The sequence below is a fragment of the Pseudomonas sp. HY13-MNA-CIBAN-0226 genome (assembly GCF_040310305.1).
Classification (GTDB): domain Bacteria; phylum Pseudomonadota; class Gammaproteobacteria; order Pseudomonadales; family Pseudomonadaceae; genus Aquipseudomonas; species Aquipseudomonas gregormendelii.
The window spans coordinates 92,755-104,667 of record NZ_JBEOPS010000009.1; the positions used below are offsets into that span (position 1 = coordinate 92,755).

The window sequence follows — 11,913 nt, forward strand, 5'->3', positions numbered from 1 at the left end:
AAAAGCGCCTTAAACGACATGTTTAACAACAAGCCGAATTGGTTTTTCTTTGTTTAATTTTCCTACAAAGCGTCTTACATCCCGTGGCAAAAATCAGGCGATATTTGAACGGCTCGTTGATTCAAAGCCTTGGCCCGCCGCATTAAACTCGCGTTTATGAAAAAGAACAAAACCTGTGGCAAACGATTCAAGGCAGCCCTCGAGGAAGCGAAGATCACGACGACGGCATTCGCCGACTTCCTGCAGATCTCCAATGCGCAAAACGTCCATAACTGGTACACCCGAGGCGTGCCCGAGTACCGCATGGAAGAAGTCGCCAGGATTCTGTCCATCAACAGCGCCTGGCTGAAAATCGGCGAAGGCCCCAAGGACGCCACGGAAGCGCGCCAGATCGAAAACACCGGCAACATCTTCGACGCTCATGCAATCCGCGGCACCTACCAGGTAATCGAGCCGACGGATGTCGAAGTGCCCTTCTACAAGGAAATGCCAATTACACCCGGCTCCAGCAAAACCCACGTCGGCAAGGACCCGGAAAACTTCATCCGCCTGCCCCGCTGCGACCTCGACTCCCTGGAAATCAAATATTCCGACGCCATTTGCGCACGAATGATGGGCAACAGCATGGCCGAGAAAATCGAAGACGGCTCCCTGCTCGCAATCGATCGCGGACTCACTCAAATCATCGACGGCGAGATCTACGCCGTCGAACACGATGGCATGCTCCTGATCAAATACCTGCACCGCGTACCCGGCAACGCCATTCGCATGCGCAGTCACAACAACGCCCAATACCCCGACGAAGTCTTCCGCCCGGCGCAAATCGAAGAAGAAAACATCCGCGTGCTTGGCTGGGTCTTCTGGTGGTCCACCCTCAACAAACGCCGGCCGATCGTGCCGTTCCTGTAAACCTGACGAACTGACCTGTAGCAGCTGTGCAGCTAGCTGCTACACACCGAAACGCTCTACCGGCCACATCACACTGGGAATTGCCCACAAAAATCAGTATGCTGCGCCCCACATTTGCGCATCGACCCTTCCGAGGCCCAGATCGCACCGACCTGGCAGATGATTTTCTCCCCAGGTCCCACAGCCGGACGCAAGAGCCGGGTGTACGTTTTGAAGGCTGGCGCGGTTTACCAAAAATGAATCAAGCCAGTCCCCGAGAAGCCGGCCACAAGCCGGCTTTTTAATGCCTGAAATAAACCTGTCCGCTTTGGCATCCTTCCTGATTGCTCTTGTACTGGTCTACGCCACGACATGCTCCCAACGTCTGCGACGAAAACAGAATCCACCACAAAACTAGAACCGGTTAAACCCGTTTTGGGATAAACCTGAAAAAGGTTTATTTGATCTGTTGGTAAAAATCGGCAGACCCGCATGAAGACGATTCACACAGCACCGTATCAACACTTTCTCGCGCTTTTGGTCGAGGCACGGAAGACCTCGCAACTCACTCAGCAAGAGCTGTCCGAAAAGCTGGGCCGACCTCAGTCCTACGTATCGAAGTATGAGCGTGGAGAGCGCAGGCTCGACGTGATTGAATTTCTTGAGGTCTCCATGAATCTGGGTGCTGACCCGCACCGCATCCTGACCGAGATAGAACAAATGCTAATCAGGAACCGCCATGCCTAGAGCGAGCGGCCACTACATGCGCGTACTTGCCACTGGACGCCCGGTTTGTGCCGGAATGGCTTTTACATTATGAAAATCAAGATCCAAACGAGCGTTGCCGGGCCCATCGGTGAAACCTGGAAGGCGTTCAATAATCCCGGGGATATCCTGCAATGGGACGCCACTGATGATTGGCGCACCACTCATGCAGCGAATGATCTGACGGTGGGGGGACAACTGTTGTTGCGTATTGAGGGTAATGACGCAGGCCAGGGGTTCGACTTCGCTGCCACTTATACACAGATAGAACTGAACCGACTGATTGAGTTTCGAGACAGCGACGGTCACATGGTTCGACTGGATTTTGTCGAATCTGATAAAGGCATCACGATTCATCAGACTTTCGACGCCGATCCAGCGCAACCGGAAGATCAGCAGCGCGAGGAATGGCAAACTGTCCTTGACCGTTTCGCGCGATACGTCGAGCGGCAATTCACCGCCCAAAAACTACGAAGCCCATGAGGCCGCCCCTCAATCAATGACAGCTTCGCTGTTCTCGCCCATGCCCCCCAACGATAGTGTCCGAACCTTGGGGGGAATTCAGATTCAAGTGCAAACCATGTCCTGGCCTTGCTGGGCCGGCTAGTTAACTTGTAAGCGGCTGGCCAAGTCATTCACCCGATCGCACGCGGGATGACCGTTATCGCTGAGCGGTAGCGGGCCACTTGATGGGGCGAGGGTCAGCTTCATGATTTTTCTCAAGCAGGAACGTGCCATCCTGCTTGGGGATATTCTGGTCACTGGGGATGTGGGCTTGCTGTCCGAAGATGCCGGTCTTGGCATCGAATGTCAGGTCATGCAGCGCCACATTTCCGTACCAGTCATCTGAGGGTAACGAGATATAACTGATAGCGTAGTGTTGATCAGTGAAGGCGCCTTTCACTACATAAACACCATAGTGCTCTTCGCCCGGAGAAATAATTTTGTACAACCCGTTTTCGTAGTAATAGAGCGTCGCCTCTCTGAAAGGTTTGGCGTCATACAGCTTCTGATAGTTGAGGTGGTGGACATGCGTAGGTTTACCGAACGAAATGTCGATTGTTGGTGCCGTGGGAGCGGCCAGGGCCGGGATACTGATGGTCAAGAACATCCATCCCATAAAATTTATTTTCATTATTTATTCTCCGCAACTTATTTGGGAAGCCTGAGTTTACGAGTTCAGGCGCGCCAAAGTTATTTCCAGACTTGAAGAAATCTTTGAATAATGTGTCGATGCGGGTGTTCGGTACGCGTTCAGCCATCCAGTTCCAATGACGGAGGCCTGGGGTTCGGCTTCGCTGCACATCGATGAAATGACAGGCGAGGAGTCGGGATTCGTCACCCGTGATGACAAGCCTACAGGCTGAATACAATGACCCGCCGCACTACCAACCCTCAAACTGCGAACGCACCTTGAACAATTCGTTGTCATTGCGAATCCCGAGCTTTCTATAGGCAGAATGCTTTTGGGTGCTGATGGTCTTGACGCTGCGCGTGAATTTCTGGGCGATTTGCGTCACCGACAAGCCATCCAGGCAACAACGCAATACTTCCCGCTCACGAACCGAAAGCTCGCTGGATGTGATCAACGTGTTCAACCCCAAAGGGTTCGCCAGATCTTCCTGGCTCTCCTTGGCGATTGACACCTGATTGTCCCGCAGTTCGTTTTCCATCATGGGATGCAGGTAATCACGCCCGCTGGCGACACGACGAATCGCTATCAGCAACTGCTCCTTTGCCGTTTCCTTGCCCAGGAAACCCTTTGCACCGCAGCGCATCGCCATGGCCACCGTAGCCGGGGCGTGCAGTGCGGAAATCACCAGAAGGCTCACCTTGGGAAACTTGATCCGCAAGCCGCGAATCAGGTTTAGTCCGTCCACCTCGCCCGGACTCAGGGAATAGTCCATGAGGACCACATCCACCTCCTGTTGACTCAATGCGTCGATCAATTTCTGGCTCTGGGTAAAATACCCAAGCACAGTGATATCCCGCTCTTCCCTGACATTCTCGGAGATGCCTTGCAGAATAAGCGCATGGTCATCCAGCACCATAAGGCGAATGGGACGAAACAATGAAACCATGAAAAATTCCTTTGCCTCAGGACAAGCAAAATGGCCGCTCATGTCTTGAGCACAAGCCCATACGTTTCCCAAGGTTACTATGACTGGAACAAGCAGAGCCAAGAATACAGAGAACCAGCGCCCAAACAAAATAGGAATATTCCTAAATTTTTAAAGTTTCGGATTAATCCCATGGTGCGAAAAATGCTGGTATCGGCACGTTAATCATCCATACCAAAAATCAATCCACTTCGAACTCGAAAAAATCCCAACATGTAAAAACATCATCAACCCAACCGTCATTAATCATCCATACCAAAGACCCACCTTGGCGCCTGCAAAAAATTTTCAACATGTACAGTTGTTATATTCAGATACTTTACAGCAATTGACCCCAACCCTATCTCAACTTAGGTTTGCGTTGCCCTGTAAATTATTGGCAGGCACCACATTTCTGGAGGCACACTATGAACCCAAATAAAGTATTGCGAAATTCTGCCCTGCTGGCCGTACTAAGCATCAGCTGCACAGCATTCTCAGCCCATGCAGAAAATGAGTACTTTACCGCCTCGATCAGCAAAGAGGGAAAAGTACTCAGTCAGTCATCGGAATGGATCGATAGCGTAAAATACTTTTCCCAAAAAGATTGGTTTGCAAACTACGAAATTAATTTCAAGCCCGACACCTATAAAGAAGCACCCGCATTTTGCTCGGCATCCACGACTGCCAGCGAGGGCGAAGATGATCTGCTCTATGGGATAGCGAAACTGGGTGCAGCACCACGGCAGGATCGCGTCACCGTAATCACATCATATATGGGTAAGGCAGGCCCTTCAGGCGATACCTCTCAAAGCTTTATGCTGATCTGCTTCAAATAAAACCCGAATGACAGGACGAATGACTTTCGCCCCGTCATTAGTGCAAGTCAACCTCCAGACCGCGCCCGCCAATCGAAGGCCTTGATCGCCCAGGGACAGGTACCCAAGGGCAACAGAGGGCGCCTATCGACAACACCGGTTTGCCGGCCACGGCGAATCACCCAATGTCAAAGCATGACAAAGAGTCAACTGTTGCTCGCAGGCGTTCGATTGCCGCCGCAATGCCCTGGGCGTCCCCTGCCTCTGCTGCCAGGTACTCGACCTCCTGCGCAGCAGCAGCCACATCGGTTACCCCGAGCATCATGGCGGCCCCGGAAATACGATGGGCCAGGCGGGCCACCTGAAACCAGTCACTGGCGCCAAGGGCCTGGAACATATACCCAAGGTCCATGCTGGAGGTCGCAATAAATGCCTGTTGCAAATCAACTTCAACGCCAGGCGGCTCGTCTGCATCGACCGTCGCCAGCGGCGTGACATCACACCACAGGTCAATGATTTGCCCCAGTTGGTCGATTCTCAATGGCTTGGCCAGTACGCCATCCATACCAGCCTCGAAACAAACACTCATGTGCTCGGGGCCGACCAGCGCCGAGATTGCTATGATCGGCACACGCTCCAGGGTCTCGACCTCCCGTCGACGAACACGCGCGGCAAATGCGTAGCCATCTATGTCTGGCAAATTGCAGTCCAGCAGGATGATGTCGAACGTCGAACGGGCGTGCAGGCTGAGCCCCAGTTCCCCGGTTTCTGCCTGCGTAACGCAGTGCCCCAGTGCCTGCAGCTGGCGCTTGATGACAAACTGGTTTTCCGGATGATCCTCTACCACCAGCACACTTAGCGCACGCCGCTCCCCCGTCGACAACGGAGCGGTATGCCCTTCGTGCATCGGGTTGCTCAAAGGCGGGACCAAGGGCGCACTCAACAGTACCTCTACCTGGGTACCACGCCCGAACTGACTCTCCAGTCGAATGGAGCCACCCATCAACTTCAGCAGGCTGGCGCAGATCGTAAGCCCCAAACCGGAACCGCCAAACTTGCGCGTGACGGATTCATCCACTTGGGAAAACGCCTGGAACAGCCGCAGCTGTTGGCGCCTGGTGATACCCATCCCGGTGTCCGACACCACTAAACGCAGCCGACCGGTTCCGCAGATAAGCGGGTCGACCGTCACTTCAGCCTCGACGCTGACCAAGCCCGCCTCGGTAAACTTGATCGCATTAGACAACAGATTGATCAGCACCTGACGTACCCGCTGGGCGTCGATGACCAGCCACAGTGGCGAATCCAGCCGCACCGACATGCTCAACCGCAGGCGTTTTTCCTGGGCCCGCGACTCGACGATACTCAACGCGTCCTGAATCAGAGCCTGCAAATCAGTCGGCAGACAGCGCAACTCCAGCTTGTCGGCTTCGAGCTTGGAAAAATCCAGCACATCGTCCAGCAGCCCCAGCAGGGAATTGGCGCTGGTGACGGCGACCTTGGCCAACAACGCGTCGTCAGGCGACAACTTGCTGCGCCCCAGCAACTCCACCGACGACAGGACGGCATTCATCGGCGTACGGATTTCATGGCTCATGACCGCAAGGAACATGGCCTTGTCGCGCTCGCTGCGCTCGGCACGGCGTCGAGCCCTGTACGCTCGCAACAACAGGAAAACGAAGGCGAGCAACAAGATGACGGCGAGTGCCAGCTCCCACACGTAGTAATGCAGCATCGTCGACCACGAAGGCAGCTTGTAATTGGTGGTGCTTACCCATTGCGCCAGCATCAGGTCGGTCTCCTTCGCGGTCAGCGAAGCCAGCGACTTGTCGATGATGGAGATCAACAACTGATCTCCAATGCGCGTACCAATCCTGACCACCGCGAGCATATCCGGAAGAGAACCCGCCACGTGCAGGGTATCGAAGTAGCGTTTCTGCAGGATCGGAATCAGTGCCGCTTCGATATCGACCGCCGCGTAGGCGTGGCCTATGGCGACCTGCTCCAGCGCTTGAGCAGGACTATCAACTACCACCAGGTCGATGTCGGGGTAACTCGCGCGCAAGCTTTGTTCGTAACTGCCCCCGCCCTTGACGGCAACCCGTTTACCGCTGAGTTGGCGCGGATCAAAGATAACCGGCGAACTCGCCTGGGTGACGATCAGGGTGGAGCCGACAAAGTACGGTTCGCTGTAAGCGATCCGTTGCCGCAGCTTCGGAGGCGCCAGCCATTCGGAAACAGCCGGAAGCAGATCGACACGTCCCTCAAGCAGTGCCTCGGTAGCACTCGCCCAGCCTACCGGCGGTGCCAGGCGAAACTCCAGCCCGGACACTCTGGCGACCGCCTTCATATACTCGGCGCTGAGCCCCCTGTAGACGCCGTCCCCCATGTATTCGATGGGACGCCACTCGGGGTCGATGCCAATGGTCAACACCGGATGCGCAGCTATCCAGGCCAGCTCCTGCTCGGTAAACAAGTCGCTGGACTGGCTCCAGGCCTCCCCCTGAAAACCGGCGATCATCAACACCAGTATCCGCAGGAAACCTCGCAACAATCCCTTGCCCGACGCCTGTTCACCCTGGGCCCTTGGCATCTCAAGATTGCGCCGCATACCGGCCCCACCTGACCACTTCATCCATCATTCCCTGTCATAAAGACTCATACACCGCCATCAATAAGATCGATGGGTGGAACTTATTGTAAGACTCTTTAATTCGGACACTTCTTGAAATATGTTTACGAAATTGTAATGAGCGCATGGTTGGAATAGCGCCGCCAGTGCAACGGCAAACAGCGCAATCGCGCCCGAACAGCTACCTATTGATTGTCAGCCACGCAGCGCATCAAGGCTGGGACAACGGCATCCCTTTGGCCCCGGCATAAAACACAATCAGCACCGCGGGCAAGTCGCCCGTCAGGCCACGATGCAACGTCCCCACCATCTCCGGCAGCACCTGCCCTGCGCCCAGGGTCTTTTTCTCGCCACTGTCCTTTTTCTCGACAGTAAGCTCTCCGGACAAAACGTAGGCAGCATTGGGCATTGGATGCGTATGCCAAGGTAATGCCGTGTTTGCCGGGATGGAAATTTTAAGCACCGTCAGCTCGGGGGATCCGCTCGGGTAAGCCACATAAGGAAGCCCATCCCAGGATGCACTACTACGAAGTAACGTCTCTGATTCAACGACGGATTGATTGTGTGCACTTACCGAGCCCGCCAACAATGACAAGCCGATACTCCAAGTAAGTAGAACTGTTTTTGATTTTATAATATCAAACATGTACGACGTCACTCTCCGCAGAAAAACGCATCATTATTTTTCTTGTCGCCATTTGAAAAATCATTCAAATAACCGATCTGCGCCCTGCGCAAACGTACTTCCGCAAGGCTTCCAACTATATATACGACCCACCCCGGCACGCACATCGGAATACGCCTAATTACGACACCGCCTGCCGGACAGCAACACACTTAGAGTACTTCCCCGAACAGCCGGAAAACCCGGAACATCCAGCCTATGTACTTTGAGAGCTTTCTCAAATATGCGCCGTTTTAGCGCCCCCATTTTAAAGAGATAGAATGTCCCGGCGCACTCCTGCATGACACGCGCATGGAACCCACGGCATGGACATGCAACAACAGCCACCGGACGTCCTCACCCCGTCACCACCCAAGGGCGGCGGCACGGGCCGTGGCGCTGACGATTTGCGTGCCGATTTCGCCCGGACGCGGTTACGCCCCCCCCAAGAGGGCCCTCAGCCAAACACACAGGACTGATGAGATACGTAGACCCGGCCACCTTCACGCATCACCAGAGCGAAGGTTTCATAAAAGCAGCTCTTTTGCTCCAGCGCCTGGCTGTGCACCTCACCAATCACCACAATCAGCGCATTGCCCCCAAAGGGCAGCACATTGCTGGTATGCACGTGATGATCGAGCTGGCTGCGCCACGCACTGCCCTGAACGATCTCATTGGCGCCCTTGAACAGCTTGCCCTGGGAAAAACACACTGAATCGTCACCGTATAATCCGGCCAGTCTTTGCGGCGAGCGGATGACCTCACCGTAAAATGCCTCGACGAATGGCACGACCAACGCCTGAAGGTCTATTTTCATTGTCGCTCACTTCCCTTTGCCTGTCGGTCCTTCTGCCAGCAGCGCAGCCATCTTGTTTAGCGCGCACGAGCATCAACACCCATAGGAAAACTCCTAACTAAAAACCATATATAGAGGGAGCTTGAGTTCATGCCCCCCTGGCGCTACCCCGGCTAAAAACCAGGATTACATTTTCAGACTTCTCCTGAATTTTCCTACGTGCAACAACGGTAGGATCCTCGGGCCTTTGACCAGATGCACCTTGGCACGCCACAGGATGTCTGTCCTGCCTTCGCCCCAAACCTCGAGCACACCCCGAACATGACTCTGCGCGTAGTGATAGCCGACGACCACCCAATCACCCTGATGGGCGTGCGCGCCGTACTGAGAAGCCAAAGCGCACTCAAGATTGTCGGCGAGGCGCAAAGCGTGGAAACGCTGCTTGACGTGCTGCACCAGCAGCCCTGCGAGCTGCTGGTCACCGACCTGAACATGCCCTGCGACGACCAGATGGATGGGCTGCGGCTGATTCAGCGACTGCGCAGGCACTACCCCGACATGGCAATAGTCGTGGTCACCATGCTCGATAACCCGACATTGACCAGCCAGTTATTGAAGCTGAACATTCGCGGCCTGGTGAGCAAGCGCGGGTTGCTCAATGACTTGCCAAAAGCCATTAACCACCGTGGCGAGCGACCGTTCATGTCGCCCTCGATCCGGCAATTGCTCAACGTTGGTCACGACAGTTCGCAACAACTCAATCAACTGTCGGCCCGGGAAGTGGAAGTGCTGCGCCTGATCGGTTCGGGGCTCGGCGTCAGCATGATTGCCCAGCGCCTGTGTCGCAGCAAGCAAACCATCAGTACCCAGAAAAGCAGCGCCATGCGCAAGCTGGGCGTGGACACGGCGGCCGGCCTGTTCACGCACCTCAAGGCCTGCGGCCTGGCTTGAGCCGCGCCCCTCACTCACAGATCCCGGTTATTCAATGCTCGCTTTAACTCCCGCTTTCCATTACCGCATGGGGCGCCTGCTGCGCCTGATATCCGCCATATGCCTGCTTTCAGGACTTGGGGCCTGGTGCCCGATCCAGGCCTGCGATGAATTGCCTGCCAGTGTGCCAGCACCGATCCATTCGCCCTGGGCCCTGGTCTCGGACCAAGTCTGGGCTATCGCGCTGGTGATTCTGGTGATTTTCCTGTCGTCGCTGTACTGGAACTGGCGCCTGCAAATTCAGGTTCGACAGCGCAAATCGGCACAGGCCGAACTGCAGGATAAGCTGGCCTTTCAGTTTTCACTGATCAACAGCCTGCCGACTCCCCTCTACGTCTGCGACCTGCAGGGCCGCCTCAACACCTGCAACCGCGCCTACGAAGAATTATTCGGCACGGCGCTGGAGGATATTCAAGGCCGCTTACCCACCGAGCAGGACTGCCTGCCGGGTGCTTTTTCCCAAGACCTGCAACACGAACACCGTCGCTTGCTCAGGGCCCACCAACCGCACTTTGTCGACACCAGTCTTGAGCTCAACGGAGAACTGCGCCAACTTTACCAATGGCTGGTGCCCTTCTATAACGCCCGGGGAGAATTGGAGGGCCTGCTCGGCGGCTGGCTGGACATTTCCGAGCGCAAGCAGCTTGAACTCAAGCTGCGCGAGTCCAAACAGATCGCCCAAAAAGCCAGCGCGGCCAAGAGCGAATTTCTCGCCACCATGAGCCATGAACTGCGTACCCCGCTTAACGCCCTGGTCGGTTTGCTGGAGCTGGAAGCCACCGCCGAGACGACCCCGTCGATGAACCTGCGCATCGCCCAGCAATCGGCGATGTCGATGATCGACCTGATTGGCAATATCCTTGACCTCGACAAGATCGAAAGCGGCCTGATGCAGCTCACGCCGGCGCCGACGGCCTTGGAACCGCTGCTCAGGAGCAGCCTGCGCCTGTTCGCCGTCCAGGCCCATGAGAAAAACCTGGAACTGAGTCTCGACTATTGCGCAGCCCCGCAACGGCTGCATCACCTGGATGCCCTGCGCCTGCAACAGATCGTGCACAACCTGATCAGCAATGCCCTGAAATTTACCCATCATGGCGCCATCCTGATCCGTGTCCAGGAAACCGATACCGGGCCCGACAGCAGCCTGTTGACGCTCACGGTCAGCGACAGTGGCATTGGCATTCCACAAGCACAGCAGGCCGAGATTTTCGAGCCCTATCGCCAGGCCCACGCCAGCATCGCGCACCTCTACGGTGGTTCAGGACTGGGCCTGAGTATTTGCCATCAACTGGCCCAGCTCATGGCTGGGCGGATCTGGCTCGACAGCCTGCCCGGTAAGGGCTGCACCGTCAGCCTCGAACTGCCGTTGACTTGGCAGGCGGTGAACCCGCCCAGCGAAAAACGCCGCACGCCGACACCGCAGGCGAGCCGCGCCTTGAACGTCCTGGTGGTCGACGATGTATCGACCAACGGCCTGGTCATGGCCTTGCAACTGGAGCGCCTGGGCCATCAGGCCGCCCATGTGTGCAGTGGCGCCGAGGCACTGCTGGCCTTGCAGCTCGAGTCGTATGACGTGCTGATCAGCGACTGCAACATGCCCGACATGGACGGCTACGAGCTGACCCGCACGGTGCGCGCCGCGGAAAAAAACCGCCAGGCCTGGCCCCTCTCGATCATCGGCTACACCGCCAGCGCCCTGACCAACGAAGCGACGCGCTGCCTGGAAGCAGGGATGAACCAGTTGATGATCAAGCCGGTCACCCTGGAGCGCCTGCAGGAGGTGCTCAGCACCCATCGCTTCGCCCCTGCGCCGACACCTTGCGAGGAACCCGTCTGCAGCTTCAATCTGCAGCACCTGGAGACCTTCGCCGACAGCCCCGACCTGCGCCGGCGCGTGCTACTGGAGCTGAGCAACAACCTGAGCGAAGAAATCGCGCAACTGTGCCAACTCCCGGCGACAACCAAGGCCATCGACGACCTCGTGCATCGCCTCAACGGCGTCGCCTGCCTGATCGATGCCGAGGACCTGGCCCGGGCCTGCCATGCGCTCAAACAGTTGGCCGAGCACCAGCCGTCAGGCCTTCCCGACGGCCTGCTCGCGCTGCGCGAGAGCCTGACAACGCTGCACGACGACGTCCATCAGGCACTTGAGACAGTGGCCTGATCGGCACGCTGGCGGACGGGATCGATGTTCAGCGCACTCTCGTACTCCTCCCATACCCGCGTCTGCACGCCCGCCGTAGCCTGTCGTTGCTTCCTGA

11 protein-coding genes are annotated in these 11,913 nt (G+C 56.2%); 6 read left to right on the forward strand and 5 right to left on the reverse strand.

Going from position 1 to position 11,913, the window contains the following annotated elements; translation table 11 throughout:
• Nucleotides 1-156 precede the first annotated feature (156 nt).
• The 3 genes from AAEZ05_RS11860 (at nucleotide 157) to AAEZ05_RS11870 (ending at nucleotide 2,136) form a co-directional block, all read left to right on the forward strand.
• A complete protein-coding gene (locus tag AAEZ05_RS11860; RefSeq protein ID WP_045061528.1) occupies nucleotides 157-909 on the forward strand; it encodes a S24 family peptidase in 753 nt (250 codons plus the stop codon).
• A 471-nt stretch (nucleotides 910-1,380) separates the two neighbouring features.
• Nucleotides 1,381-1,635, forward strand: a complete 255-nt coding sequence (locus AAEZ05_RS11865; RefSeq protein ID WP_205893027.1) for a helix-turn-helix domain-containing protein — start codon at nucleotides 1,381-1,383, stop codon at nucleotides 1,633-1,635.
• A gap of 69 nt (nucleotides 1,636-1,704) precedes the next feature.
• Nucleotides 1,705-2,136 (forward strand): SRPBCC domain-containing protein, encoded by a 432-nt coding sequence (locus AAEZ05_RS11870; RefSeq protein WP_350647514.1) that lies wholly within the window; start codon nucleotides 1,705-1,707, stop codon nucleotides 2,134-2,136.
• A 178-nt stretch (nucleotides 2,137-2,314) separates the two neighbouring features.
• Here the strand turns inward: AAEZ05_RS11870 and AAEZ05_RS11875 are convergent, their stop codons facing one another.
• Together AAEZ05_RS11875 and AAEZ05_RS11880 are read right to left on the reverse strand one after the other, a co-directional pair.
• Nucleotides 2,315-2,788: a hypothetical protein gene (locus AAEZ05_RS11875; protein ID WP_350647516.1), complete on the reverse strand. Its 474-nt coding sequence runs from the start codon at nucleotides 2,786-2,788 to the stop codon at nucleotides 2,315-2,317.
• Nucleotides 2,789-3,038: 250 nt separating this feature from the next.
• Entirely contained in the window at nucleotides 3,039-3,776 is a 738-nt protein-coding gene (locus AAEZ05_RS11880; RefSeq protein WP_236695812.1) for a response regulator, read from the reverse strand.
• A gap of 404 nt (nucleotides 3,777-4,180) precedes the next feature.
• Here AAEZ05_RS11880 and AAEZ05_RS11885 point away from each other — a divergent pair, with 404 nt between their 5' ends.
• Entirely contained in the window at nucleotides 4,181-4,591 is a 411-nt protein-coding gene (locus AAEZ05_RS11885; RefSeq protein ID WP_205892813.1) for a hypothetical protein, read from the forward strand.
• Nucleotides 4,592-4,748: 157 nt separating this feature from the next.
• Here the strand turns inward: AAEZ05_RS11885 and AAEZ05_RS11890 are convergent, their stop codons facing one another.
• The 3 genes from AAEZ05_RS11890 to AAEZ05_RS11900 form a co-directional block, all read right to left on the reverse strand.
• Nucleotides 4,749-7,181: an ATP-binding protein gene (locus AAEZ05_RS11890; protein WP_350647519.1), complete on the reverse strand. Its 2,433-nt coding sequence runs from the start codon at nucleotides 7,179-7,181 to the stop codon at nucleotides 4,749-4,751.
• Between the two features lie 232 nt (nucleotides 7,182-7,413).
• A complete protein-coding gene (locus tag AAEZ05_RS11895) occupies nucleotides 7,414-7,848 on the reverse strand; it encodes a cupin domain-containing protein (protein WP_350647521.1) in 435 nt (144 codons plus the stop codon).
• A gap of 475 nt (nucleotides 7,849-8,323) precedes the next feature.
• A complete protein-coding gene (locus AAEZ05_RS11900) occupies nucleotides 8,324-8,683 on the reverse strand; it encodes a nuclear transport factor 2 family protein (RefSeq protein ID WP_350647523.1) in 360 nt (119 codons plus the stop codon).
• 300 nt (nucleotides 8,684-8,983) lie between these two features.
• Between AAEZ05_RS11900 and AAEZ05_RS11905 the strand changes: the two genes are divergently transcribed.
• Both AAEZ05_RS11905 and AAEZ05_RS11910 read left to right on the forward strand, forming a co-directional pair.
• Nucleotides 8,984-9,613: a response regulator gene (locus tag AAEZ05_RS11905; protein WP_350647525.1), complete on the forward strand. Its 630-nt coding sequence runs from the start codon at nucleotides 8,984-8,986 to the stop codon at nucleotides 9,611-9,613.
• Between the two features lie 34 nt (nucleotides 9,614-9,647).
• Nucleotides 9,648-11,816 carry an ATP-binding protein gene (locus tag AAEZ05_RS11910; RefSeq protein WP_350647527.1) on the forward strand — a complete coding sequence of 723 codons (2,169 nt, stop codon included), beginning with the start codon at nucleotides 9,648-9,650 and terminating at the stop codon, nucleotides 11,814-11,816.
• Nucleotides 11,817-11,913: the final 97 nt, after the last annotated feature.